Annotated in this window: 18 protein-coding genes and 1 pseudogene; 5 read left to right on the top strand and 14 right to left on the bottom strand. The window is 57.2% G+C overall.

Translation table 11 applies throughout. The features are described 5' to 3' along the window. Window positions 1-32 precede the first annotated feature (32 nt). On the top strand, window positions 33-359 hold the full coding sequence (locus SO140_RS16035) for a hypothetical protein (protein ID WP_498542792.1): 327 nt from the start codon (window positions 33-35) through the stop codon (window positions 357-359). Between the two features lie 267 nt (window positions 360-626). On the opposite strand, the gene SO140_RS16040 is transcribed toward SO140_RS16035, so the two are convergent. Beyond that, on the bottom strand, window positions 627-833 hold the full coding sequence (locus tag SO140_RS16040) for a hypothetical protein (RefSeq protein ID WP_498542793.1): 207 nt from the start codon (window positions 831-833) through the stop codon (window positions 627-629). A gap of 294 nt (window positions 834-1,127) precedes the next feature. Continuing rightward, window positions 1,128-1,646: a hypothetical protein gene (locus SO140_RS16045; RefSeq protein WP_498542794.1), complete on the bottom strand. Its 519-nt coding sequence runs from the start codon at window positions 1,644-1,646 to the stop codon at window positions 1,128-1,130. Window positions 1,647-4,449: 2,803 nt separating this feature from the next. Here SO140_RS16045 and SO140_RS16050 point away from each other — a divergent pair. Continuing rightward, complete coding sequence (locus tag SO140_RS16050; RefSeq protein ID WP_498542795.1) at window positions 4,450-5,031, top strand: class I SAM-dependent methyltransferase; 582 nt, start codon at window positions 4,450-4,452, stop codon at window positions 5,029-5,031. Window positions 5,032-5,087: 56 nt separating this feature from the next. On the opposite strand, the gene SO140_RS16055 is transcribed toward SO140_RS16050, so the two are convergent. The 11 genes from SO140_RS16055 to SO140_RS16105 all read right to left on the bottom strand — a co-directional run bounded on the left by SO140_RS16055 (window position 5,088) and on the right by SO140_RS16105 (window position 22,079). Further along, entirely contained in the window at window positions 5,088-6,143 is a 1,056-nt protein-coding gene (locus tag SO140_RS16055) for an acyltransferase (RefSeq protein ID WP_498542796.1), read from the bottom strand. Window positions 6,144-6,194: 51 nt separating this feature from the next. Further along, entirely contained in the window at window positions 6,195-7,010 is an 816-nt protein-coding gene (locus tag SO140_RS16060) for a hypothetical protein (RefSeq protein ID WP_498542797.1), read from the bottom strand. A gap of 853 nt (window positions 7,011-7,863) precedes the next feature. Then, the gene (locus tag SO140_RS16065) at window positions 7,864-11,253 is read right to left on the bottom strand and encodes a glycosyltransferase (protein WP_498542798.1); all 3,390 of its coding nucleotides are present in this window, start codon (window positions 11,251-11,253) and stop codon (window positions 7,864-7,866) included. 33 nt (window positions 11,254-11,286) lie between these two features. After that, window positions 11,287-12,900, bottom strand: coding sequence for a class I SAM-dependent methyltransferase (locus tag SO140_RS16070; protein ID WP_498542818.1), 1,614 nt, complete (start codon window positions 12,898-12,900; stop codon window positions 11,287-11,289). Beyond that, window positions 12,900-14,312, bottom strand: a complete 1,413-nt coding sequence (locus SO140_RS16075) for an ABC transporter ATP-binding protein (RefSeq protein WP_498542799.1) — start codon at window positions 14,310-14,312, stop codon at window positions 12,900-12,902. The genes SO140_RS16070 and SO140_RS16075 overlap by 1 nt, the downstream gene beginning before the upstream one ends. Continuing rightward, window positions 14,302-15,123, bottom strand: a complete 822-nt coding sequence (locus SO140_RS16080) for an ABC transporter permease (protein WP_498542800.1) — start codon at window positions 15,121-15,123, stop codon at window positions 14,302-14,304. Before SO140_RS16080 ends, SO140_RS16075 begins: the two co-directional genes overlap by 11 nt. Continuing rightward, a complete protein-coding gene (locus SO140_RS16085; protein WP_498542801.1) occupies window positions 15,120-16,340 on the bottom strand; it encodes a glycosyltransferase in 1,221 nt (406 codons plus the stop codon). Before SO140_RS16085 ends, SO140_RS16080 begins: the two co-directional genes overlap by 4 nt. After that, on the bottom strand, window positions 16,337-17,650 hold the full coding sequence (locus SO140_RS16090) for a hypothetical protein (RefSeq protein WP_498542802.1): 1,314 nt from the start codon (window positions 17,648-17,650) through the stop codon (window positions 16,337-16,339). Before SO140_RS16090 ends, SO140_RS16085 begins: the two co-directional genes overlap by 4 nt. A 92-nt stretch (window positions 17,651-17,742) precedes the next feature. Further along, window positions 17,743-19,800: a hypothetical protein gene (locus SO140_RS16095; RefSeq protein WP_498542803.1), complete on the bottom strand. Its 2,058-nt coding sequence runs from the start codon at window positions 19,798-19,800 to the stop codon at window positions 17,743-17,745. Between the two features lie 20 nt (window positions 19,801-19,820). Then, window positions 19,821-20,864, bottom strand: a complete 1,044-nt coding sequence (galE, locus tag SO140_RS16100) for a UDP-glucose 4-epimerase GalE (protein ID WP_498542804.1) — start codon at window positions 20,862-20,864, stop codon at window positions 19,821-19,823. A 141-nt stretch (window positions 20,865-21,005) separates the two neighbouring features. Continuing rightward, entirely contained in the window at window positions 21,006-22,079 is a 1,074-nt protein-coding gene (locus tag SO140_RS16105) for a glycosyltransferase (protein ID WP_498542805.1), read from the bottom strand. A gap of 49 nt (window positions 22,080-22,128) precedes the next feature. On the opposite strand from SO140_RS16105, the gene SO140_RS16110 reads away from it, so the two are divergent. Both SO140_RS16110 and SO140_RS16115 read left to right on the top strand, forming a co-directional pair. Continuing rightward, window positions 22,129-22,347, top strand: a complete 219-nt coding sequence (locus SO140_RS16110; protein WP_498542806.1) for a hypothetical protein — start codon at window positions 22,129-22,131, stop codon at window positions 22,345-22,347. Between the two features lie 504 nt (window positions 22,348-22,851). Next, window positions 22,852-22,986 carry a hypothetical protein gene (locus SO140_RS16115; RefSeq protein WP_498542807.1) on the top strand — a complete coding sequence of 45 codons (135 nt, stop codon included), beginning with the start codon at window positions 22,852-22,854 and terminating at the stop codon, window positions 22,984-22,986. 308 nt (window positions 22,987-23,294) lie between these two features. On the opposite strand, the gene SO140_RS16120 is transcribed toward SO140_RS16115, so the two are convergent. Continuing rightward, the gene (locus SO140_RS16120; protein ID WP_498542808.1) at window positions 23,295-24,665 is read right to left on the bottom strand and encodes an O-antigen ligase family protein; all 1,371 of its coding nucleotides are present in this window, start codon (window positions 24,663-24,665) and stop codon (window positions 23,295-23,297) included. A gap of 935 nt (window positions 24,666-25,600) precedes the next feature. Here SO140_RS16120 and SO140_RS16125 point away from each other — a divergent pair. Further along, window positions 25,601-26,348 (top strand): annotated as a pseudogene (locus SO140_RS16125) (LLM class flavin-dependent oxidoreductase); the annotation flags it as partial. Between the last annotated feature and the right edge of the window lie 103 nt (window positions 26,349-26,451).

Consider the following 26,451-nt stretch of genomic DNA (forward strand, 5'->3'; position numbering starts at 1 on the left):
TCCCGAAGAAAGGAGCGTAAGGGAGGCAACTGATGACCAACGCCAACACGAATACCGGCAAACTCGATCCCCTCTTCTACCCGGCCGCGCACTATGCGTCTCCGGACCAGGTTCTCGCTGACGAAGAGCTTTCCGTGTCCGAAAAGCGGATGATTCTGTCGTCGTGGGCGTCTGACATGTTCGCCGTTGAATCCTGTCCTGCGCTACGCGAGATTCCCGGCATGTGCCACGCAATCCGGCTCGCCAACATCCTCGCCGCGCTACGCCGGCTGGATGGCGACGACGATCCGCCACAGCCTGGCGGCGTATCGATGCGGCTGCGGCGGCATTGGGCCACCGCGCAGCGGAGGAGAGGATAATGCTCACGCAGGCCATGACCACGGTGCTCCCAGGTCCCGTGAGCCGTCACCCTCGGCGCGAGGCGAGAGGCGGATGGCAGGCGCGGCCCGGATATTGCGACTCGTATGTGCGCCCAAGATCTCGCGATGACGATGCGCGTAGTCTAGCGCAATTCGCCTAGCGGTGAAGCGGCCTTCAAATTTCGCCCGGACTCGTCGCCGGTCGATCTCATCGACGTTTGGCACGGCTTCCGCCGCTTGGTCCCATTGTTGTGGGAGTCCGAGCCATCACGTCATCCCGACGAGGAACCACGTCGCGACGAAGCGGTCACGCGTCTCGTAAAAATGATCAAAGTCTGACATCGAACGCTGAGAACGACGATTCGAGCTCGCACCGATCATCGGCATCGCGTGTCCTGGTGCAAAGGAGAGCAACGGCTCGATTGCAAGGGCGCGCAAAACCTGCCGAGCAATCGGAAGAGCAGCAAGTTTCATCTTCCGGCGACTCTGGTCGAAGCTATCTCTCAGATCGGCGAACACGACGCGGCGACGCATAATACGACGTGGTGCAGGACTACGCGAAACGTTGGGGCGTGCTCACGATCGGCACCGGCCCCGGTACCGCTTCACCAATCGCGACGGCACGAACGAACGCTCAGGTTAACTCCTGCCCGGTGCCACGGCGTATCGTATAGATCACCGAGCATTGGGGGCAATGCTAGCTAGGTTCAAGACCAAATGTCGGCAAGTTGACGATATCCGCGCTCAGAAAGCGCAAAATCCGCAATTTCAGCTTGGCCCGGTGCTTGCTTTGTCCACGCCGTCACCCTCGAGCAGGGTTAGGTTGGCATTGAGAAGTGGCAAGGAGGCTGTAATTACTACCGCCTCCTCGGTGTCAAGAATGATGACAATGACTACCTTGGCATCGACATAAGCCCACCTCGCGAACGACGGTGCGGGAGCGCAGCAGTGATTTGCTGTGATGCAAACCAATTCTTCAAAAAGAAGCGGCTGATCAGTGGGATAATGAAACGATACGACGGAAAAGTACTTTGTACGCTGCCGTTTAATTTTCTTGGTACGATGGATGACCCGATGGAATTTCTCACACGAGTCTGCCAAGCGCCCTTTGATCTCGCCCTCTCGCTCTTTTCGACCACCGAGAGGGCAACCGCAGCACGTCTGCGATACTATGATCACGGTTTCCAGGCGTTCGCGTTCGATCCGATCTTTCTGGGAAATCGCATATCCGCGTGTGGCTTCCGCCTGAACCACGCGGAATATCATGACGTCTGCAACTTCCTCCATTCCAGAAAAAGCCATTTCTGAAGAACATATAGGATGAGAGGCGTTGCTCAGCTCGCGGGAAGGCCGTGGCTGCGCAATTGTCGAGATCAGCCGCCCTCTCCAGACCCCCCGGGGGCACCGGCAACGTCATCCGGGACAGCGTCGGTGTCGGCATCCATGCGGCGCATGTGAATGGCGGATTAGACGCGATTTCACTCGAAATTGCCGCCAGCCGCAGTTTCTTCGCCCAGCCTAGCGCTTTGCGATCGCCAACTCAGTTGCGGATTCCGCTAGCCGACCTCGAGCATATAGACCATCTGGTCCGCTGAAATCGGTAGCGCGCTGGCCGCCGGTTCGGGTCGGGAGACGGCGCGAGTTGTAGCAGTAGGTCAATCGCTTGAGCTCAACTGCCGCACAGGTTCGGTGAACAGACACCTGCCACTTACGGCAAATCTCGTCGACAGCTTAACCTTTAGCCCTTACCTTAACTTCAGCAAGACGTTGCAGCTCCCGACACAACCGGCATTCTGGGTCACGCTGGCCGTCTGACGAATTGCCGCCAGAATTTCAAGGCTAGCACGAGCCGCCGGCGATATTGGCTGGAAAAGCCGGCGGCTCATTCTAGCGGCAGCACCGCCGCACGCCCCGTGCGATGGCCCGTGGGCTGAACCCGTGCATCGGCGACGGTGCTCCGGAACTGCTGAAGCCGAATTTCCGGCGCGCTCCTCAACAGACGCGATGATTCACGGCGTGGGCAACCGAGATTCCGCCGACTACTCGCAGTGTGCGGGTGGTACGGTCATTCTGAGCATGTTACGGGTATCATGGAGATCAGTAATAGCCGCGTGTTTGGTCACTTGGGATCTGAATAAACATAAGGCGAACTACGCGCAGGCTCGATAGAACTCTGATCGATCATATTTCGCGCTGCGGTCACATCGAGGATGAGGGTCTGGATTCCGTTGGTTCATCCAAGCGGCGTCGACAGCTGAGGTGCTATACGCCGACATCCAACGACAGATGGACAAATCCGATAAGCTCATTGTAACGAAACTGGCTAACGTCAGCATCAAGACTCGTTGCCTAAAAAGGTTTGGGACTGGATCAACCCTCACATTTAACTGAAGACATAGCGCCTCTGGTGCAAGCCCCAGTCGCAAACGAAGGCAAGAAAATGAGTTCATGGGACGGACTTAGCCGTAGCCACTTCTTGGCTCGAGTGGGGTTTTCAGTCGCTATCACGGCCGCCGTTATCGTCGGGACTTTCATCGCAATCCGCTATATGGCGGGCTTTCATCGATGATCACAGCCAGGTGCAGTGCCCAAGCATTCAGCGCGTCGCGGGTTCTTCCGGTGCCCCGCAATTCCGCAGAGCTAAGACGCGATCTCCATATACCAATGCCCGGGGTGCATGGGGAGTGTATCGATGCCGAAGGACCTGACGACCTCGGGCGTATCGAGCAGATCGATGACGAGATAGCCATCGCTATCGCGAGAGTTGTGAGGTTCATTTTCAGGTGGCGACCGATCAGGCGCCCAAGCTCTCTCAGGCCCTGGCTGTTGCCGCGGGGAAGTGGAGAAATTTCGTCGTCCGACCGAATGCTGACAAAGCATTTGACGACTCAATAAATTGCCCGTCACGCGCCTCCTCCAAACCTCGCATGGCTGAAAGCGCATCAGCGCCAGCAATGTCTCGTCAAGAACCAACAAAATTTGGAAGGGCTAATAGGCTCATTAGATTAGGGCGGAGGCGCGAATGCCCCGTCAACTCCTCGCCCTCTGCCCAAGTCGCCGTACAACGGACTTCCTCAATGCAAAGTTCGGTCGGAGCGACCACAAGTGCCCGTCAGCAAGAGCCCCCTCCAGCAGCCGGCCCCTGCCCTTAGATAGGTCTACCGGATCTCAAAGCTTATGTTCCCTGATTTACTTCTCTTCGGGATTCTGCGTGTGATTGGCAGAACGCGCAGCTTTTTGGCACGATCGTCCTCGAGCAGGCGCAAGAGGGCGTCCAGCGACGTATGATTTGCCGCTGCTTTAAACAGTGGCTCTAGCAGAGTCTGCATGAGGTATTCGGTGTTTTTCGGCTTTTTAGCCATCGCGGTAGGGAGTGTGTTTGACAGGGGATGGTCAGCTTCGTTGAAGTTTGCTCCCGGCGACGATCGTCTCTCGGCACGAGGGCCTGTCTCGGCGCTCCTTTAAAGATTGCTGGCCTTCAAAGCGCCGGCCGGGTCATGCACGTGCGGAAGGAACGGCCCCCGGCCGGCGGGCACGTTGTGAGACCGTTGACCGGACGGATCACCCTGTCCCAGCTGCTTGTCCCAATGCGGCAGGCCACCGTACTCCCCCTCCGACACGAGCGCGATGAACCACCACGCACCGGCTGGATCTTCGTATCGGTCTTGCCGAGCTCGACCAGGCGATCAGTTACGCCCTGGTCCCGGGCCTTCGCGTCGGAGCGCTGAGGCGCACGGCCATGGCATGGAATGCGGACCAGCGGTGAACGTTCACTGCCTTGAGAGCGACGATGTTGGTCATTGATGGCTCCAACGAAAAAGCCGCCCGAAAGGGGCAACTTTGGAAGGGCAGATCGGCTTTTCAGGTTGGTTCGGTGCTTTGCCTTGACGATCATATGGAGAACGAATTGTACGTTTCGTACAGAGCGGTCTTGGGCCCTCACGGTAGAGCAGTGATATCGATTCTCGGAGCGGTTGATCGCGCGGAGTTGAGGTGCTAGCGTCCTTAAACACTCAACCTATTAGGAAGCTGGAGATCGTTTTTCCTTCGAAGGCGCCAGAACTTTTGTCGACCCAAGCGAGGAAATTCTATGCCACACATCGCAAGTGCTAGCTTTCAGACGATTGATGAGTTGGTCCAAGCCAAAGACCCCAATGGGGAAGGGCTTCAACTTGACCTGGGTTGCGGCTACTACAAAAAGGCCGGGTTCATCGGGATAGACAATTTCTACGGAGCAGAATCGCAAATAAAAACGAACGCTGGCCCCGATATCCTGGTTGACCTCACCACACAATCAATTCCATTTCCGGACAGTAGCGCACGCGAGATTTTCACCTCGCACTTCCTTGAGCACGTGCCGATTGATCTCCTACTGAAGGAAATCTTCCGGGTGCTGAAGCCGACCGGAGCGTGCCAGATGGTTCTCCCATACGCGAACAGCGCTCAGGGATTGTATCCTGGGCACACAGCTTTTTATACGGACCATGGTTCCGCGAGAACCTGCTGTTTCAAAACCTATTTTGCATTTACAAAATTGGCTGGCGAAAAACGAAACTCTACGACCAGCTGCCGTGGCATCTACGGATGGACTTCTCGCTGGCCCGGCAGGTCCTATTCAATGTTTGCGACGAGTTCACGATCTTCTGCCTGCCCCGAAAGCGGGACGATGTAGACTTTAAGGCGATCGAGGCCGAGGAATTTATATATCGGCCCGATTAATACTCTCGGTTACGGCACCAGCCAGCTTGAAAAGCGCGTCGATCGAAGTGCCCGCACAAAAATCAGCGACAGGCTCATTGAGAGAGTAGCCGCCAGTGGAATGCCGACAAACGCCGTGCCAGTCGACCAGGTCACCCCATTGAGTTCCATAAGCGACAAAAAGAACGGATGAGCCAAGTAAATGCCAAGGGACATCCCGGCGAGCTGGCGGCAGGAATCTGAGATTGCCGGATGTCCTTCCAGGAAGGCTCGGACCGGTGCGGCTCCCAATATGAGAAAAGACGCGATGGTCATGACGGCAACCGTCGGCGTCAAATAATCGTACCAAAAATATTGAAATATGCCGCCCGCGCTGGCGGTCAACTGCTGCGTAGCAACAGCTGTAAAGACCGTGCTGACGATAATGACAGCACACAATGCTGCGGCGAGCCGTCCACTGATGGCTATATCGCGCAGGGCCCGCCCGAGCACGAAGTACCCGACATACCCCACCGCGACATATGCGGGGACGGAAATCTGGACACCAAATACCCCGCCAATGAAAGGAATGAATATTCCAAGCACAAACCATAGCCCCGCAAAGTATCGCAGCAGGGATTGGTCGAAAGACTCCACCATCGTCACCAGCAATGGCGCCGCAAGATACAGCCCGAGCAACGTGTAGATGAAGGCTATGTGGTAATAGGCATTGCCGAAGGTGAATGCTGAAAGCAATCCGACCATTGTGGCTGGTTCTCCCATCAACCAGCATTTCCAGAAATAATAGGCTGGTATCCACGGCAAGAGCGGCAGAATCACCTTGTTGAACCGCCTCGAAAAGAACCCAGAAAGGTCGAGGCATTTTTCAGAATTGAGTAAGACCGCTCCGCTTGCCATCATGAACAACGGAACGCATGTGCGCCCGAAGGAATCAACCGCATCCGCAAACCACCAATTGAGCCACGATACCTGCCCCATCATTACGACGGGCGTCGCGCTAACGTGGACTAAGGCTACTAAAATCGTGGCATAGACTTTAAGCAGATCGATTTGCGAGAGTCGTCGATATTGCATGAATGTTTTCACGCCCCAGTTTGCGCGCCTAATCAGTACCGAGGGGCTTCCGGATATGCAACCTTAGCAGTGCGTCACAATACCACTTGTTACGGCAAGGCTTGCGGTTGGCGTGCCGGAACAGGTAACGCCCGCCGTGCCGTTGGCGTAGTACACTTCGGCGGCATTTATCGTGCCGCTGCCTTTGTTCTTGATCAGTTGGGTATCCGACAACAACACCCTGGCCGAATTGGGCATATCCGGAGCCTGCAGCCCGGCAAAAAGGCGCAGCGCATTGATGCTGTTGGCCGAGTCGTAGATCAGGAAGCTATTGTCGGTGTTCTTGTAGAAGCTCCATTTTGTTGAGCCAGCATCCTGAAAGGCGAAGCCGATAGCGTCGCCGGCATTGGTGGAGGTGTAGCGCACGATGCCTATGTCGGCGCCCGCGGCCGCAGTGAGCGTCGAATCTGCCGTTCCAATATTCAGCGCGCTCGCAGAGGGCGTGCCCATACCGGAGACATTGTTGCCGCCCATCGCGATGTTGCCGGACATCGTTCCGCCCAACAGTGGCAGATCAAGTCTGGCATGGCCGGTCAAAGATGCTGTGATCGTCCCCGCCGCAAAATTTCCCGAGGCTTCGCGCGCTACCAGCGTACTCTGTGTGTTCGCCGTCGCTACGCCTGTTCCGGTCGGAAGGCCCGTAAACTGCGGCGTCGTCAATGGGGAAGACGCCGCTAGTACGACATCGCCGGACCCCGTCACGCCGTTGGTCAGATCAGAGGCCGATGGCTGTGCGAACTGCTGCTGACCGCCCGAATTGAAGCCGATGCCATATTGATGGGTCGGCGCTGATGCCGGCACAACTGTCGTAAACACGGTACCGGTGTCGTTCTTGGACACCAGTGCATTGGTCCTGGAGTCCACATAAATCGCAGCATGGCCGGTCGCGGGAGCACTGGGCGCCGCGATGTTGGTCGCGATCAAATCTCCGAGGAGTCGGGCGCCAGATACGATCTGCGTCGGAAAAAGGATCGCCCGATTATTCCCCGCGAACGTTGATCCGCTATCGCAGTTGCTTGCATTGACGACTGATTGGTGGTGAGATTGAACGTGTTTCCGGTAATGCTGGCGCCCACGCATGTCGAGTTGAATTGCACTCCAGTATTGTAGCTGCCGATGTAGTTGCCGGAAATATCGATTCCGCCGACGAACGTCGATCCGAGGCTTATCGCTGTCACACCGATCGATCCGCTAGCTCCGAAAGAAGAGCCATGGATAGACAAGCCATATGTGTCGCCGAGGGCGATGCTGGTGCCAGCCGCCGTCACATCGGAAAAGACCGATCCGACAATGCTTAGCGCCGTACCCGTTTTTGCCGGGAGTCGTCACGGTGCCCGCAGGGCCCCCGTCGTCCAGGGCTCAAAATTAACGGCGATGATGTTCCAGCCCAATGTCGGATTGACGAATTGGTGTCGCCGCTAAAGGCTCTAACGATCCCGTAGCCCGCGTGGGAAAAACGGTCATTTTCGATCACGTCATGGACATTAGATGAAGGTAGACTAGCGCGACTGCCGTGAACGTCACGGTGCCGGACTAGAGAGCGTATTCTTGGTCCACGTCGACGACGAGGCAGACCAGTCAGCATGATTCCGGAATAAGTACGAATCCGCCGCTCGTAATTTGCTTTGAGCCAAATCGCCCGCAAACGTGCCCGATCGGCTTGACTAAGCGTTCGTCACCCCAAGTCCATCATTCAACTCGCAGCAATGGATTGCGATTGCCGATAGTAGCGCGCGACAACCTCTTCATACGCCGGGCTTACAGATAGGTAGACGCCGAGCTCTTTGGCTCTCTCTTTGGCCTTGAGGACGTTCGGGGCCAGGATGTCGGGATAGTGGATTAGATTTTCCGTTTTATCGACCGCCTCATCACCGTCAATGAGGTGGATAAAGTTGACGAAACGAACGCCCAGATCAGCCGCCAACTCGATGAAGGCAGGCATGTCCTGGACGTTCGTATGTTGTCCGACGTAATTGAAGTAAATTTCCGGTCTGTTCAATCCGCGTTGCTTCTTTAGCTCCTGGAAGTTACGGATATTGGCCACCACGCGGTCAAAACTGCTCTTATGCATGATGCCTTCGGCCACTTCCTTTGTCGCGCCGTGCAGCGAGATCGTTATCATGTCCAATCCAGCGTCCAGCAACCGATTGCCAAACGCTTCGTTCAAAGCCATCCCGTTGGACGTTATCGCCGTGAAAGCTCCGTTCCAGTTGGCATGGGCGACGAGATCAAATATCTCCTTGTTGAGCAGCGGTTCGGCATAGGCTCCGACGAAGTGTGCCGTTTTCACGCGCGCGCCGTTCGTGATCTTCTTGTACTCGGCCAGCGTAAGACGATAGTACGGATCGCGCTTCTTGCCTTGTACGTCGAAGCGTATGGCCGGCGGGCACATTGTGCACGACACGTTACAGCGATTGAGCGTGTTGAAGTCCATATAAATCGGTAGGTCTGCCCCGGTCACCAACGGCTCCGGTGCCAGGCGCGCTTCCATCGGGAGACCTGACGTCTTCTGTTGCTCTGTGAAGGCCGCCAGCGCGGCGGCGTGGAGCTCTGGATCCATGGGAAGTGGATTGAGGCCCAGCGACGGCGCCGTCTCCCGATACTCTTCGTAACGCTCGACATGGCGGCCAAGGAGGGCAAGGACTGACGGCGTTCGCGTGCCGTTATGGTACGCGTGCAAGGCCAGGTGAATCTGTAACAGCCAGGAGGGGCCGTCGTGGCGATACTCGCATTTCTCGCAATACGGTTTGAGCGCGTGTCCCGTTAGGAGACCGCGGCGGACGGCCTGATATCGTTCACCCTGCCAGACCGAGGCCAAACCATCTGTCTGGCAACTGCCCATGTTGGTCTCGTCGTAGTAGGCGAAGATGCTCGACGCCGAGCAGAGCCGGATGCTGCCATCCGGCTCCATGCTCGGATTGGAGAATGGCAGCATGCACATTTTGGTTCGAGCTTCACTTTCGGCGACCCGCGCCTTTTGAAGCAGCCCATCGAAGTATTGCGCGAACGGTTTCGTGCGCTCCGACCAATCCCAGACCTTGACGTACTCAAGACTTTCCCCAGACAATCTGGCGAACAGTTCACGGTTGCCTACGAGCCGGCGGAGGGCATCCTTGAGCGCTGAAATGGATCTTTCAGGCAGAATAAACTCTCTCTGAAGCGGGCCGAGCGCCTGAGGTACGATTCCAACATCAGTTGTCACCACCGGCACGCCGCAGGCCATTGCTTCGAGGACCGGATTCGGCGTGCCCTCGATCTTCGACGTACACACGAGCACGTCGATGCCCGCGTAATAATTCGGCATTTGAGCGTGTGGAATAAAGCGTTCCTTGCGATCGGCGAACTGCATGACGATAGGCAACCCTTCGGCCTGCAGTTCTTCGATCGCCGGTTTGAGAATGCTGTTGACGCCCTTGAAGTCCTCGAGAGATGAAGCCCAGCCGCTATGTCCCACCCAGCCGACCCTTACCAAACGGTCTCCCATGTCGTCGAACCGCTCCAGATTCGTCGGACCGAACACGGTCAGGTCTACGCCATCCGGAAGAACCGCGTCCGGACGCGGAATACTGCCGACAGCATCGTAGATCAGTCGCAGCCGTTCCGAGGAGACGTAGTACCCCGAGGCAAGGACGTTGAAGATCTTTGCTCGGGCGGACATATCCTCCGGCGAAAGAAAAAGGTGGTCATAGACGCTGATCGAGATGGTCTTGCCTTCGATGAACCGACGCCGGAATTCAGGATAAGTGAAACCGATGCGGCGCGCATAGTCCTCGAGCAGTGGCGTATCGATGATCGTTAGGAATTCTCGCCAGAAAACGTGGATGATATCGAAGTCTTCGGCGGCGACGAGCGCAAGACCCAGGGCACTCGCGCCACCCTCGGCGTAAAAGCCCTTCGAATTCTCCGCCAGCCAACGGCTGTGCTCGATTTCCCCCAATGTCGTGAGCGGGAAAATCTCGAACTCGTAGCGGTCGGACAAATTCCGCACCAGTTGCCGCGAAATATTGGCGAACGCCCAGGAATCGGTGTCGGTCAGGAGCGCAACACGAGGACGACGCGGTGCCGCCACCGCGTCCGTTCGTTCCTCCCCCGCCTCGGAGCCGGGATCGCCTGGAGCGGCCCACCCTTGCTTCTGCTCGTTCGAGCGCATCCAGCTCTCGACTTCGTCACCCCAGATCTTGAAGCCCGTCTTGGCCTCAAGATAGCGGGCGGATTCGTACAGCGTCTTCCGCGAGAACCGGGTGCGCTCGTAGTCGGCATCGCCGGACGTCTCTGCCTTCGGATGATCATGTACGAGAAATCGAAGCGCGCTTGTGCCGATCTTCATGCCTTCGCGGAAGATCCGCAGCGAGAAGTCGATGTCCTCGAAGCCGATCAACATGTTGTCGTCGAAGCCGCCGAGCCGATGGAATGAGCCGCGGTTGATGATTGAGGCTCCGCCAAACAGGAATGTGCTCAGGAAAGCCGTGTCGGTTGCACCGTCCGCGTCCGACTGAACATCGCTTCCCGGGACAATGATGGGATTGATCGTAAGGCGCGGACTCCCTCCTTGGATGACGGATTGCAGGCAGGCGCCGTGCGAGAACAGCGTCTTCAAGTCAGGATTGAGCAGCGGGAAACTCATGAAATGGCAGCCGAGGAGGGCCAACTCCCGTTGAATCTGTCGGATTGGGTTGGAAAAGAAGAATATGTCGTTGTCGACACTGATCACCCAATCGGTGCACGCGTGCTCCATGATGCGATTGCGGCCGCCGGCCACGCCGAAATTGCTTCCGAATTCGAGCAGGCGATAGCGATACGGAAACTCGGCGAGATAGGACTTCAGTTGCCCAAGCTCTTCCGGGTTCGATCCGTTGTCGCCGATCAGCACTTCACCGGCAAAATTCGCAATATTCGCTGCGATCGACTTGAGGAGCTTGATCGAAAGGCCCGCGCGGTTCAGCGAGAGGAAGGAAATGGTGAGGTTCTGCCCATTCGTTCCAACGTTTGGACCATAACTTGACGGCGCAGCATCGCTCAGGACCGAGTGGCGCTCGTCGAAGAAATAGCGGGTCGACTGGAGACCGGGAGAAATAATCGTCATCTGACTGTCATCCGCCTAACCGTGATGCAATTCTTAAAATTTGAGACGTTTCGCGACACCGATAAGGAGAGGCATTGCGGCCTTCGGGATGATGGGCTTCGCGCCGCGAGCCGCGCGGCGAATGAGTCCCTTGGGCGTGCGTCGGCTCGTGGCCTCAAGCTCCCGCTCAAGGCTCGCGACTTGAGTACTGAGACCATCCCGTTCCGACTTGGTGCTGGATATCAGCTCTCGCAGTTGTTGCTCAAGGCTGGCGACTTGAGCGCTGTAGCTATCCCGTTCCGACTGGGTGCTGGCCAGCATCTCCCGGAGTTGATGGACGTCCACCGCCGATTTCTGGACATCTGCTTGGTAACGCGACTCTGTCGTGGCCAATCTTGACGTTGCGACTTGCAAACGCTCCACCACAATTTCCGACTCCCGCTGCAATGCGAGGTTTTTAATGCGGTAGCGATCGCGATCGGTCCGAAGCTCTGCCGACTGAGAGCGCGCGACATCTAGTTCGGACGTCCGCTGCTGCAATTGCTCATCGACAACCTCGAAGCTGGCATGTGCATCCGCGATCGCTTTCTCCAGTCGACCAACGTCCACCTGATGTTGGGCCTGGGAAGTCGTTAGCTCCGACTTCGCTTCCTGCACTTTCTCGCCAAGAATCTCGATCTCGCGCTGCAAAGCAACGCTCTTTATGCGATATCGATCACGTTCAATCCGAAAGTCTTCAAGCTGTTCTTCCCGGTGGCGGATGGTCGCCTCCAACTGCAGGCGCATTGCAGCGATGTCCGAACCTGCTTCCTTGACCATCTCGCTTTGTCTTCGCAGTTCATCGGTTCGTTGGTCCAACTCCGATTGAAGCACGCCAATCCGGCCTTCGGCGCCTATCATCACCGCATAATTGTTCATGGAGATCGGAAACGCGGCCGTCGACTGAGGTTGAGCACCCTGTGCTCCCCATATGCCGACAAAATAACTGCACGTCCCAGGTCCGAATTCTTCGCTCGGCTTGGCCGGCACGATCGCAGCGTGCCCAGCTTCGGTCCCTTCAACCATCTCAGCCTGCGCAAGCGTGGGGTTCGAGCGGGACGGCACTCGCACCGTTCCGAACCCGATCATCGCGCTGCCGATCAGCCATTGTACGTCTGGACCGAGCACCCTGGAGGTCAGGGCCTGAAATTCACCGATCGAATACTTCCGCTTATGGTAGGGATTTCCTGATGACGAGTCTGGATAATACCAGTGGTCGTTGGGACAGGAGATGACGAAAACGGCGTTCGGCTTGGCCACCTTCTTGAGCGCAGTGAGAAACGCCTCCGGATCGTCCACGTGCTCGATGGTTTCGAGCGAGACGATGACGTCAAATTCGCCGGCGGAGAACTTCTCATCAATGCGGGTCGCATCAAATTGATCGAAACTGATTCCAGGCGCAGCGAATTGGGATTGCGCGGCCGTGACCGCTTCGGTGGATAGGTCAATCCCGTGCACCGAGGACGCACCCCAGGACTTCATGAAGAATGAGCCGTAACCCTCGCCACACGCGATATCGAGAACGCGCTTGCCGACCACGTGCTGTTTGGCCAGCAGATAACGCGCGATATGAATCGACGCCTCAATTGCACTGTATGGCACGTCCTTTGAAAGGCCTAGTCTTTCCATCACGAGTCGGTACGCTCCATAGTTAGTCGCTCTTGGCGACTCCGAAGCTCATCTTTTTGCTGCGTCTCTACGCCGATCGCGCCATCAATCGTCACGTCCCAAGTGCGATCCAGATCAATCAGTCCAACCGAGCGAAAGCTATCGATCACGCGGAAGGGGCAGATCCCCTTCGCATCTGCATGAACGAGGACCCCGCCGTGGTCGTTGATCGCAACACGCCACATGTACTTGCCCGCCAGAAGCGGCAAATTTGGGAATGTGACGGTGACACATCCTTCCTTGCCGCTTCGGTGTGGACTCATCCCCTCCATCAGAGTGGTGGTTCCACAAACGTACAGACCGTCATGTCGATAGAGATTGAATACGAAGCTGATCCCATCTACCTGCGTGTCGGTCGTGGCTCGGAAGCGCATCGTCAGCTTCACCGTATCGTGCGAGTGCACCGTTTCGACGAGCGTTCCGTCTTTGGCATGCAGGGAAACGTCGGTGATTTCGAAGAGTTTGCCATGTGGCTGTTCAACCGGTTCCCTGGCCGCGCCCGGTCCATCAGAACCGATGCCGTCGGCACCTTCCGGCGCTGACGTCGTGGACGGCTCCGCGCTCCGTGCGGAATTTTCCTCCGCACTTCGAGAGACGACTGAATCATCCGACGGCTGGATATCCTCCAGATACTGGCCGGTGACCTCCGACGCGGAGCCGAACGCTGCGAGATGTCCGTTCTTGAGGTAGACGGCCCGATCGCACATTGACCTCACGAGATACCCGTCATGCGCAACAAGCAGGATCGTACAACCTGCCTCCTTGATCTCGTAGAAGCGATTCAGGCACTTCTGCTGAAACGGCGCATCGCCGACGGCGAGGATTTCGTCGACAATGAGTATTTTTGGATCGACATGGATGGCCACCGCAAAGGCCAACCGGGCATACATGCCACTCGAGTAGGTTTTTACCGGGCGCTCGATATAGGATCCGATGTCCGCGAAGCGGACGATATCATCGTACTTTCGGTCGATCTCGGTACGGTCCATCCCGAGTAACTGGCCGTACACCATGATGTTGTCGTGCCCCGTGAACTCCGGGTTGAAGCCAGCACCGAGTTCGATGAGCGGTGCAACGCGGCCCTTCACCTGAACGTCGCCCTCCGATGGAGTTAGCGTTCCAGCCAAAATCTGCAACAGCGTTGACTTGCCCGCACCATTCCGCCCGATCACGCCGACGGTCTGGCCCTCGGCGATTTCAAAGCTTACGTTCTGCAGAACAGTGATTTCTTGATAAAATTGCCGATCTCGCCAGATCATTTGCTTGAGACGGTCTACAGGGCGCGCGAATGAAAGATAACGCTTCGTGACGTTCCGCACGCGAATTGCCGTGTCCGTACCGTCGAGCGGATTCGACTTGATGTTAGACGACATCGGCAAACGCTTTCTTCGTACGCATGAAGCCCCAGTAGCCAATCTGCGCCACGGTGGCGGTCCCCGCGTAAAGTAGCAGAAGCGGAAGGAACGAGGGCGATTGATGATCAAAGATAGCCGACCTTGTCATCTCAATGATTTGCGTCATCGGGTTCAGCGCGATAACAGCGCGGAACGCTGGCGGAACTGCAGAAAGCGGGTAGAAAATCGGAGATAGGAACGTGAGCAGTGAGACAAGTACCCCAACTAGCTGACGCAGGTCACGAAGAAACACTCCCAAGGCGGCGAGAGCCCACCCCAGCCCGGCCGTTAGCAAGATAAGTGGAAGCAGAATAATCGGCACCCAGAAGATTGCGGCTGGCGGCAGTCCAACAATGATCATGTGGCCAAGTAGGAAAACTCCAAACGACACGATGGCCGCAAACAACGCCACCGTGATCGCGATCGGAACCAGGGCTTCCAGGGGAAACACCACCTTCTTTATGTAAGCCGGGTTTTCCAATACCAGGCTAGGTGCACGATTGAACAACTCGGCGGCGAACTGAAAGATGATGAGGCCGATGAAAACACGAAGGACGAAGTCGGAATAGCGCCCGGTCGCCCCTGGCCAGCTCATCGTGAAGATCTGACTGAAGACGAACGAGTAGATCAGGAGCATCAGGAGCGGCACAACGACGTAGTGACCAAGCCCGAGATAGGTGCCTACGATGCGCGATCGAATTTCCCGATCAGCAAGCAACTTGATAGTCGCACGCGAATAATGATCGAAGAGAAAATCGTAAAACATCGCAACACACTTTCGAATGGTCATCGGATGGATCGGGACAACAGGTTCAGTTCAAGTACGGCGTTGATATTCTCTAGACATGAGAGGGCGCTGCGAGGAAGGCAACGAATAATATTGTCAACCCAATACCCCCTCCGGATCGAAGGGTCCGCTGCCAGGCGCTCCCGCTCATCACGCTCATACGTCTCGAATGCAGTCCTCACCTGAGCGGCAACCGACGAGCGATCAGTCGCTTCGACGTCGTTTAACGACACGATCCAGCGTTCGAACTGAGCGGAGGACTCCGCCCACGAGGGCCACTGAGACGCCGTCTCCTTTGCGCCTTTCGTAAGGGTGTTCAGGAGCGACCTGTCGCGAAGCAGCGTGGTGATGGCGGCCTGAATCCTCGCTTCGTCTTGATCGGCAACGACGAGCGCATTCTCGCCGTGACGAATGTATTCCTCATGGCCGGTCACGTTGAGGACTACCGCAGTCCCTCCGCAGTGGAATATCTCCAGAGGAGGCCCGAACATACCTTCTACCGTGCTTAGCTTCACCAACACGTCGCATGATCGATAGACTCGAGCCGCAACGTCGATCGGGACTTTCGAGAAGACGCGCCGAACGCCCGGGATCCAGCGGACAGGGGTTCCGGTGAGGAGCCAAATGTCTTTCGCTCCCGCTTCCTTCGCCAAGGATATGGCACGGGCCGTATTCTTGAACGGAACGCGGAAATGGCCTTCGACCAGCAACCTTGGAGATCCTTCTACGCGTTCCTCGATCGGCGAGATGGCCTCAGAATAGATGTCCTTTCGAATGCCGTTACGGACGAGAGCGGCGTCTCGCCCCGAGTCCGTTGCAAGACGGTCCCTGATCCACCCCGCTTCGGTAACGAAATTGACCGGCAATCCATATGTCGTATCGATCAGGCGACGGAGTGGCCCTTCGGTCTCCGGATAGAACCTGGACTCGATCGATTGGACGAAGTATCCGAATCTCCCGGCGTTGAAGCTTGGCAACTCCAAGGCTGTCTTCCACCAGGTGGCGATCACCAGATCGTACTCGTGCTTGCTTGCCTCTTCGAGACCGACGCAGGTCAACGTTCCAGCGGCATCATGCCATGATATCGTTTCAGGGGTGAACGGCTCCTGAGCCGCGATCAGGACATCATGGCCGCCGGCAACCAGATGTGCGGCGTGCTGGAAGATGACGTAGGTGCCGCCGCTGATGGCCAGCGAGCCAACCAGGAAGCAAATCCTCATCCGGAGATGCTCCCCGCAAGACGCGCCTGCCACATCCTGTAGCGACCATACAAGAATGCGGCTCCAGGAACGGCACGTCGTCGAATTGTCAAATAAGGCCAGAAGCCCCCTTCCGTCAGCCTGCGGTGTCTGAGCAAATCCAAAGTGAACCGGATGCGATCGAGAGGGTTCGTATCGTTCTTGACCATCAGCCTCGACTGCTCAAACACGCCGAAATTCTCAAAATGCCAGATCGAGGCGATCCAATCGAGTTCGGCCGAAGTTGGACGAAACACCAGACGCTTGTGGAAATGGAGCGTCAACGCCATAACTTCCGCCGTCGTGAGACCCATCTCGGTGTGAAAAACGCGAATGCGTTCGACACTCGACATGACCCCTTGGGCTACCGGAGAAACGATCTCCTCGATCAACTGCCGTTCGACGAACTCGTCGTATATGATTGCGCAATTGCCGTTCGCATCGAGGGTATATCGGCTCGGTGCACCATGGTCAGCAGGAAGCATGATCTCGAAGAGCGATCTGTTCTCGTTGAAAATCGGGAAGGAAGGCGTGGAGGGGTCGACATGCGAGAACAGCAGGCCGTGTTTTTTGTTTCTTGGGTGGACATGACCGGGCGCAGCGAGGCCAAGGTAATGTCCGATCACATCGACACCACCGGCCCAGCGTTCAAACCACGAAAAAAGGTTATCTTGAATGGTTCCTTTCCAGCCCACGTCGACGACGTACAAGCGTCTCGGAAGTGGCCCGCGGAGGGCGTCGGAGAGATACTTGGAGAATGCCGATCCGCCCTGTGCGCGCGCTGCCGCATAGGCTTCAGCGAACCGCTCGGACTTCATGAGTGCAGCGAACTCGGGTGAGGTCGGAAGATCGTCCAATGTCTCCTCAAGGCGGTCCCTCGACTCGCGCAAGTCGTCGGCAATGCCGTCGATGGCATCGTCCAACGAAAGACTCCGGAGGAAATCGGCAAGCGAAATTCTCCGATATTGACGGAACAAATTCGCAAACTGCTCGCCTTCCAAGGATCCGCAAGAAAGCAAGAAGGTCGACTTGCGGGAGACACGGAAATAGTGCGTCCCAACTTCGGTAGAGGTGCGTGCACCCGACGACTTTCTGTGTGCGTCGAACAACTCCTTCAGTGGCTTTCCTTCCCGGGAGAGGAACAGCACATGGTCGGCATTCGCGCTGGAGATGGCGGCGTCCAAACGCAAGAGAAAAACGTAGAGGGACCAAGCGAGGTCCTGAAAGGGAAGGTCAGTCCCCCTTCGACGCTCGTACTCGGCGGCCGCCGTGCGGAGTCGGTTCGTCAGCATTGACGCCTCCCGCTACGGTCAAGGCCATGATGCGCTGTCCCCTGACTACATCGATGCAGGTTGCCGGATCGCTTTTTTGATCGTGGTGACATTCAGCGACCTCGACGCAATCGGGTTCGCTCGGATGCGACCCTTCCTCGTTTGTAGAATCTCGCCAAACGAAACAGTGTCTTGGCCATCATCCGGTGCGGCCTCGACATCCCCGGATGCTGCACGATGCTCGGTTCCCACTGCGTGCGTCTCAAATAGAGGATGACGTGGTTCCGATAGCGTCGGTTGAATACGCCAAACAGCATCTCCTTGACCGACGGCACCTGGCCGCGATCGAAGTGTCCACCGAAGCCAAATACGTCGTGCTGAGGCACCTCGAGAAATGTCCTAACCAATCCCGCCGGCGGGGACCGCGAAATATGCGTCCAAAGCCGCACACTGAGCTCTCGGAGCTCATCCGAAGAAACAGCGTAGTTTGCTAACGACGGGCGCCATTCCCGGGCCGCGAATACGACACCGTCCTGGAAGTCGCGGGGAAAGTCGTGAAGCTTCGCCTTCGGATGAATCGATTTGACGGGAACCACGACATCGCCCTCTTCGCGATAGTCCTCCGTACTCCCGTTCATCGAACTACAAATCACCTCGAGCGGCTCGAATGAATCCAGCAAAGCGATGGCGTCCCCACGCCGTTCATCGACCCCATAGGCGTGCTTTTCGACGTTGCCAGATTGGGGGTTGAGAAACTTCCTGAGCCCCAGATAATAGCCTGTGAACTCCACGTCGGGACGCATCCGAGCGAGATTGTCCTGGATCGTCCCGCGCCAGCCGACGTCGACAACCCCGATTTTTCCCCTTCGGCCAAGCCCCTGTTGGTCCAGATAGCGATCGAGCCGCTCTCGCCGCTTGTCGTACTGGCGTGACGCAGCCTCCCGGAAGCGAGGAGCCTCAATCAAGCGACGAATCCGAGGATCGCTCTCCGGATGGATGATGAGTTCGTCTTCCTTCAGGCCCAGGGTCGCCAGCAAATCCCGGAACTCCCCCGCCTCAAGGCCACAGACCCTGAACAGCGTCGAGACGCGCTGTTGCCAGTGAAGGCTCCAGACGAGCTTGAGATGCTTACGCCCGATCGGCTCAGGGAACGACGGTAAAAACGTCGAAACTCTGCTGACACCCAATTCTCTGGAATCGGGGAGAGGCAGGCCGGCAAAGGTCCTTTGGGGAAACAACGCAGCAAAGACCCGGTGGAGAAAGTCCCCTTCTTGGGATAGGAAAAACAGACTGTCGACTTTGTCGCGGATGGCGCGCTCGGCCACGAACTGGCAAAAGCCCAAGAACAAGGGAGCCGCCCGGACACCCGCGCGAAAGGCAGCGGAACGCTCGGCAGGCTCCGCCGCAGTGAACTCGCGCGCAGCTTCCTCTGCCCGGATGGCAATTTGCTCGAACAACGCCTCACGGGAGCCGAAAGCGATCTGCTGGATCTTGCGCGCCTCCGCGGCCCATTCCGGAATGAAGTGGACTGCTGCAATGCCGAGACCCCGGGGGATTTCCACGTCGGAATATACGTTGTCACCGATGTGGACGTGCTGCTCCGGAGCAACGTCAAGCGATTGATGGACGTGACCGAACAAGCGACCCGAACGCTTGTTTTTGCCGATGTCACAGGAAACGAAGCCATTCCGGACCAGGGGTCTCAGACCCTTGGAATGAAGCAGACGGGCCAGCATCTCCGACGGCATATAGAAGTCGGATAGATATATCGTCTTTTCAGCAGGATATTCGGTCAGGAAGCTGACGATGCCTGGGTCGACATATGAGCACTCCTCCTCGCACGCCAACTCGAACTCCGAAAACTCGAGCGCGAGTTTCTGCACTTCATCGTCGCTCTTGAGGTCCGCAATCCGAAGTAGCCATCTCCTCAGCACGCGGATCAGATCGTACTCGTCGTCGAATCCGCTCTCAGCAGACCTCAATCCGATCTCTCGCTCGACGGCCAAGCGTTCACGGTAAAGAACCCAATGGCTACCCGCTGGCTTGTACAGCCTCTCTCGAAGCCGGAGAGACGCATGTCTGGCCAGTTGCAACTTGATCGCTTCGGGGTGACACGTGCGCCGGAGAAGCGTGTCCCAAACGTCGATGCTTCTGAGCTTGAACTTGGACAAATCTACACTTCCCTACAGCGCTAAGTCTGCGCGTCTCGTTCACCGGTGGGGCGTCTCGGTGGGTGATATCCATTTGGATTGTTCGATTGCCACCGCCAATGGTCGGCACACATTTGGCCTAGCGTCCTCGTCGATTTCCATCCGAGCAAATCGGCCGCATGGGTCGGATCGGCGTAGCATGCTGCGACATCCCCAGCGCGCCGATCACCTATGGTGTGGGGCACGGCAGAGCCGCTTGCGGACTCGAACGCCTGGACGATCTCGAGGACGCTGGTGCCCCTTCCGGTGCCGAGATTTGCAGTCAGAATGCCCGCACCTTTCAAGTGATTGAGAGCACTCAGATGCCCCGAAGCGAGGTCAACGACATGAATGAAGTCGCGTATCCCGGTCCCGTCATGCGTTGGATAGTCGTTCCCCAAAACGACGAGGTGCTTTCGCTTTCCGATGGCGACCTGCGCCACCAACGGCAACAAATTGTTGGGTATGCCGGAAGGATCCTCGCCAATGAGGCCGCTTTCGTGAGCACCGACGGGATTGAAATAGCGAAGGATCGCGATCGACCAATCGTTGTCGGACCCGTGAAGGTCCCGCAGCATTTCCTCGATGAAGTATTTCGTCCGACCGTAAGGATTGGTCGGGGCAAGGGAGTGGTTTTCGTCGATCGGCAAGTATGAGGGATTCCCATAGACCGTGGCCGACGAACTGAAAATGAGCTTTTTGACGTTAGCAGTCCTCATCGCCGACACGAGCCGGAGCGTCCCGACGAAGTTGTTGTCGTAGTAACCGATGGGATTCTCGTGCGATTCGCCGACGGCTTTGAGTCCCGCGAGATGCACGACGGCCGTCACATCGAATTCTCGTAAAATGCGGAGGATAGCCTCCTCGTCGCGAAGGTCGGCCTCCCTGAACGAAATTGACCTCCCGCAAATCGCTTGAACGCGATCCAGCGAAGTTCGTTTGCTGTTCGACAGATTATCGACGACGACAACGTCGAACCCCGCGTCGAGTAATGCGATGCAGACATGAGAGCCAATATAACCGGCCCCGCCGGTAACCATAATCATTGAAACAGCACCTGTCGGTCGCTTTCTGCCATCAGGATCCAACCGACGCATGGCCCTGCTTCGCGTTTTGGTACACGTCGTGCCAATTGCCGAACTCGCGGTCGCATTCAGGAAATGGATATCGGTTTCATGTGCCCCAGTTCAGCTTGGCGGCCTCGTCCGACGCGACGTCATCGCGTCGTTCGGATCGCACAAAACAGGACGACGGCCGGTCGCGCCCAGCTTGTCTGAGTACCTTTTCACGGGCCGCCCACCATCAAGTAGTGAGTCGAAGATCTTCTCATACTTCGCTTGGATGATCTTGTTCGTGCTCGTGGCGCAGACGAGCGCGCGCGCCGCCTTTCCAAAGGACAGAATGTCGTTCGGAGAATTGATCAGTCGAATGATCGCGTCCTTCAGGGCGGGACCGGAGTCTGTTGGAACGACGTAACCCTCCAAACCGTCTCTGATGAAGTCGCGACATCCGGGCACCGCGGTGACGATTGACGCTCGGCCGCAGGCTGACGCCTCCAGTAGGGCTCGTGGAAGGCCCTCGCCACCCCTGCTGGTAAAGATGCCCGCGTGAGCTTCTCGCCATACGTTTGCGACCTGATCGGAGAAGCCATGATAATAAATCCCGACACGTCCGCTCCAGATCGCGGGATTGATCGGGTGCGGGTTGGCAAGGTCTGGAACGCCGTAAATGTGCAGCTCTACCGGATGCCCCTCCTGAGCGAGCGACGAAATGGCATCAACGGCGAGATCGATGCCCTTGGACCAGATCAGGCGGGAAACGGTAGCGAAACGGAATGGTGGCATTGTTGGCAGTTCAGTCACCCTGAACTCGTCCGGGTCGACGCCAGCACCCATAAAAATAGAGGTTTTGTGACCGCCCGCGGCAATCCAGTCAAGAAGACCGTCCGAACTGTTCTCAAAGATGAAGTGAGATCTTTTGCGGGAGGCAAGGCTCAAGATCCCCAAGACCAGCCGGCGCGTTAGCCGTGCCTTGAGGGATTCGGAGATGCCGAGAAGTCCGACGCCGGTCACGACGTATACGAATTTGCAGGACCGAAAGAAGCACTGGACGAGCGTAAGGATAAGACACATCCGCAAGGAATACACGACGACCACGGACGGATTCACCTTGCGGAGCGTAGCTGCAAACCACAGCGCTTCGCCGATGATCGATTGAGGCGAATTATGAGCCCTGATAGTGGGGCTAGAAATGGTCTTCACTCCATCGATCCGGCTTCGGTCGCCACTCCGTGGCTCGGGGATGATGGTAATGACTTCTGCTTTTGTGGCTCTTGATGCCTCGATCGCGGGAGAAAAATGTCTAAAAAGAAATTCCTCGCTGCTCGCGATTAAACAAATCGGATTCACCCCCGCACCGCCCCGTGATGCAAAACTTCAAATAATATTTGCGCCTATAACAATTTCTGTCGTGATTGATGCGGCGAACGAACCGGCTTTGACGCGCAAATCCTGCGTTAGAGCGCTCTAGAGGACGCAATTCAACTCTGCATCGACCAGCACTCACCTGGAGCGTCAGCTTACGGGAGTCTCGGGTCTTCGGCTCGCTTTGCGGTCTCGTGCAAGACTAGTTCGGATAGCTGTCATTGCGTTTCCTTCGCGGAGATTCCGACTCGATCTCCATGTAAATCCGTTCGCTAAAGAACGCTCTGACGAGGACGGTACGTGAGGTACGAACAATCGCGGCTCACATCGGAGTGTGTCATTTCCGCTTCAGATTTGAGCGTTTCGTACAAACGCCCACGCGCTGCCGTCTCGGTCAGCCCATAAAGCGGCGGGTCAGAGAGCTAACGATATCGACGGCGAAGGCTATAACAACAGTGGGAGAACGAACCGCGCTTGCGCAGCCTATTTGTGATTTCAAGTGGCCCCACTTTTGTCGGCTCGTTACCCTTCGGGCTTCCAGGGCCTAGCGGCGTCCCAACAACTATTGCCGTGGAATCTCACGACCTCCCTCCCTGCTGATCGCCATTCGGTGCCGGTACCGGACGAGATCCGCCGCGGCGATCGTGATGCCGCTCCGGGCGAGGCGCTCACGATTTCATCCGACATCATCGTCGCGAGTGCTTTCACGATTGCGGCGATGTCGTCGTCGACCATGTCGTGGTAGCTCAGGGCCTCTCGATCGGCCGGAAGCGTGCGACCCATGAACGGTCGCTAACGCAGCCAGCAGCCGGCGCCCAACAGACACACCAATTCCTGCTTCTCGTCGTTCATTGTAGCGTAGAAGAACTGGTCTGGTCGGATGGCCCAATCCGCTCGTAGCGCATTCCTTTGCTTCGCCGATCTCTCACGATACGATTCTCGGGGAATGACATACTCAGCCGTTTGGCCGGTGCCCAGCTTGTCGGCACCAAGCTCCAACATGCATTCCGTACTCTCTGAACGGTTCGCCGCCGAGACGAAACGACGAGCAGCTCATCGGTCACTCCAAGCGTCTGTCTTCTCCCGCTGCAGCTGCCCGCTGAGAATGCCAACTACAAACACGTACAGCCAGCCTTGATAAAAATCAAACAGGTGCGAGTTGAAGACCGAGCTTGCAATGTTCTGAACGACGGCAACAAAGCCGATCCACGCCAGGAAATTCCCGTTCGGTCCCATCATCCCTGCACGGAACAGCCAGAGATGAGCCCCCCACATACCAAAAAGAATCACGCCACCAAGCATTCCCCATTGGATCGCGACGGCAAGCGTCTGATTATGCGGGTTGTCAACTACCAAGCCCGTCAGGCCATCATGTCCCGCCCCCGCGGCAGCGAACAGGCTTCTGGTCGATCCGGTCCCGTGCCCGAGAACCGGTGCGGAACGCACGAAGCCGATCGACTTGCGCCAAAACTCTAGACGCTCGGCGCCACCGGCGGGATAGCCGTCAGCTGTGAACACAGCGTTCGCGCGATAGCTGTCGATTTCCTTGAACAGTCGAGTCGTCTTCGTTTGCAGATTCGGTGACGTCGCCAGCAATCCGGCCGTTAGCGCGCAGATCCCCGCGAAGAACGCGAACAACGACCATCCTCGAACATAGCGGAATGCAAGCAGCGTCAACATTATCGGCAAGTAGATGAAAGCGGTGCGCGCGACGTTGACGAACGCGAGATTAGCAAGAAAGGCGGACGACGCTGCGCAAAGAAGAAGCGCCTTGCTTCGTCGTCCGCTACGCAGCGACTCGGCGGCAAGCCCCAGCAAGACGACCGCGATGAGAACGAATCCCTGACTTTGGTCGATATAGTTCTTGACCGGAACTCCTGCCTCCCTCGCTCCGATCAGATGGAAGACTTTAGGCGAGATGAACAAAACAAACGAGAATGCCAGCAGACCCAAGCTGGAAGCAACATAGGTCACGAACACCATCCGGGCGCAACCCGATTTTCGAAAATGCAGGGCGAGCGGTAGCACCCAGAGCAATTTTGCGACCTTCTCGAACGCATGCAATCGGTCCGACCACGGCACCTCATGGACCCAGGTCATCCCGATTGCCGCAACTCCGAAGAGCGCGACCGGAAGCGCGTACGCAGGTCGCGTCCAATCTTTAGTCAACTCGAGCGGACCGTACGTGATCAGGACCATGAGCAATACGGGGATTGCCAAGATGGTTGTGGCGGACGTGGACCACGGAAGGGCCGCAGCCAAGATCATGATGGTGAAATCGATCACGCGCACTCGAACGTTCCAGTCTTGACGTTCCTTCGGACCACTCCAAACGAAAACAAGATGCCCAAGCTGGCCGAAGGGGTTGTCCAAATTGGGAGCTTTATAATTATCGATCCGGGCGTCGGGCTGTTTGGGCATCATGCTGGGTCGTAGCTCTCAACTGAAATGAAGGAAGGGAAGGGAACGGTATGTTCCGGACGAAAACAACCAAAAGCAGATGTTGCCCGTCACAAGTGACAGACAGCGGCCAGAAATTCATTATGTCGCGGCCGACAGCGCTACTGCCACGACCCAACTTGGCCGCCACGACCACACTCGATCAAAGATCGATCCGTCATCATGCAGTTTGCCATGCAGCAATCATCAGAGACGCAAGAATAAGCACCAGAATTACATAAAGCAGAAGTTAAGAGATCAAGTCGTCATCACGTTCGAACATTATATCTCCCATCTCCGTCGGCCGCGGTTCGGGCTGGGACAGCAGGCTGACTTTGCGAGCGCTTTGGGCGCCTTCCCCGATGAACACTGTACCCAACGAACGAACAATCTCCTTTCGCGCCCGGGAGTCTGGTCTCGGCTTCACATTTGCTTCGTCTTGCCTTCGCATTGGAGCGTTTGGTGCAATGGATTTATGCAAGAAGCTGCGCATTTGCGCTCAAATCCTGCGTTGGCCGGCCTCGCCATGTTTAGATCCGGTGCGGGTGTTTGTCCTCTACAGCGCGAAGCGCTCGCGACGATTCGAAGGCGTCCACCTCCTCATCCGGAAACTTCTCGGCCTTCAGGTCCAACCTGTACCGCGCCTCTTCCAGCTCGCCGGTCAGAGGACACAGTCTTCGAACGTGCTCGACGAGCTGATGTGCTTGTCGATGAGCTGCTGCAGCTCGTGCCTGAACTGAAATTTGCTAACGGTCCCGCGCGCTCACGCCCCGACCGGCGCCTTCCACCGCATCAAGCGCCGCTCCACCGCCTCGAGCACGGCGTTGAACGCTGTCCGATCACCGTGATGCCCAGGATGCCGAGATACATCTGCGGGATCGGGAAGCTGTACTGGCCGTTGATGATGAGATAGCCGAGCCGACCACATCGGGAAGCACTTCCGTGTGCGCGGCCCGCTCAATATCTCGCCGCCGCCGCAGGGCCGGCCGGTCTATGTCCAGGCCGGCTCGATGGACGGGCCTTTGCGGCGCGAACTTTGCGGAAGCCATCTTCACCGCGCACCAGACCTTGGCCAGCGCGCAGGATTTCTATGCCGACATCAAGCGCCAGGCGCGCATTCGATCGCAGCCCCGATCCGATCAAGATCCCTGCCCGGGATCTCGCCCTGCATCGGCAGCACCCAACCGAAGCCGACAGACTCCAGGAAGAGTTCAAGCTCTGATCCAGCCGCAGTTCTCGGTTCCGCCAGATGACCGGGCTCGACCTCACCGGCTTCGATCTCGATGGCCCCTTCCCGCGCCACCTGATCGACACTCGATGGCGCGCATTGCGTCGCAAGCCGCTTCAAGCTCATCGTCGACATGGTCGATCGCGAAAAGCCGACGATCCGTCAGCTCGTGCAGCGCCTTGCCGGCACACGCGGCCATTGGGTCATCGCCGGCCCGACGGAAAAGATCGACCTGCTTCGAGAATGGCGCCGCCGACGGCTTCAACGTCATGCCGCCATGGTTGCCGGGAGGATTCGATCTGTTCGCCGAAGAGGTAGCACCTATCCTGCGCAAACGCGGCCTGTTCGGTCACGATTACACGGGGACGACGCTGCGCGAGCAGTACGGCCTGGACCGTCCGGAGAGCGTGTTCTCGAGCTCGATTCAGGCAATTGCGTGATCGCCTGACGTCGCCTGCATCTCCCGGATATGACGAATCTTCTCGTTGCGACCATCTTTCGATAGTGGTGTGTCGACTTCGCTGTCCTTCTTCGTCGTACAAC

It is taken from the genome of Bradyrhizobium sp. UFLA05-108 (genome assembly GCF_059803455.1).

What these genes read in the sequence shown, in the direction of transcription:
- SO140_RS16045 (WP_498542794.1), bottom strand. Translation starts at nt 1,646, where the DNA reads ATGGAGGAAGTTGCAGACGTCATGATATTCCGCGTGGTTCAGGCGGAA.
- SO140_RS16090 (WP_498542802.1), bottom strand. Translation starts at nt 17,650, where the DNA reads ATGCTGACGAACCGACTCCGCACGGCGGCCGCCGAGTACGAGCGTCGA.
- SO140_RS16120 (WP_498542808.1), bottom strand. Translation starts at nt 24,665, where the DNA reads ATGATGCCCAAACAGCCCGACGCCCGGATCGATAATTATAAAGCTCCC.
- SO140_RS16050 (WP_498542795.1), top strand. Translation starts at nt 4,450, where the DNA reads ATGCCACACATCGCAAGTGCTAGCTTTCAGACGATTGATGAGTTGGTC.
- SO140_RS16085 (WP_498542801.1), bottom strand. Translation starts at nt 16,340, where the DNA reads ATGAGGATTTGCTTCCTGGTTGGCTCGCTGGCCATCAGCGGCGGCACC.
- SO140_RS16075 (WP_498542799.1), bottom strand. Translation starts at nt 14,312, where the DNA reads ATGTCGTCTAACATCAAGTCGAATCCGCTCGACGGTACGGACACGGCA.
- SO140_RS16080 (WP_498542800.1), bottom strand. Translation starts at nt 15,123, where the DNA reads ATGACCATTCGAAAGTGTGTTGCGATGTTTTACGATTTTCTCTTCGAT.
- SO140_RS16035 (WP_498542792.1), top strand. Translation starts at nt 33, where the DNA reads ATGACCAACGCCAACACGAATACCGGCAAACTCGATCCCCTCTTCTAC.
- SO140_RS16040 (WP_498542793.1), bottom strand. Translation starts at nt 833, where the DNA reads ATGAAACTTGCTGCTCTTCCGATTGCTCGGCAGGTTTTGCGCGCCCTT.
- SO140_RS16110 (WP_498542806.1), top strand. Translation starts at nt 22,129, where the DNA reads ATGACTTCTGCTTTTGTGGCTCTTGATGCCTCGATCGCGGGAGAAAAA.
- SO140_RS16070 (WP_498542818.1), bottom strand. Translation starts at nt 12,900, where the DNA reads ATGGAAAGACTAGGCCTTTCAAAGGACGTGCCATACAGTGCAATTGAG.
- SO140_RS16065 (WP_498542798.1), bottom strand. Translation starts at nt 11,253, where the DNA reads ATGACGATTATTTCTCCCGGTCTCCAGTCGACCCGCTATTTCTTCGAC.
- galE (WP_498542804.1), bottom strand. Translation starts at nt 20,864, where the DNA reads ATGATTATGGTTACCGGCGGGGCCGGTTATATTGGCTCTCATGTCTGC.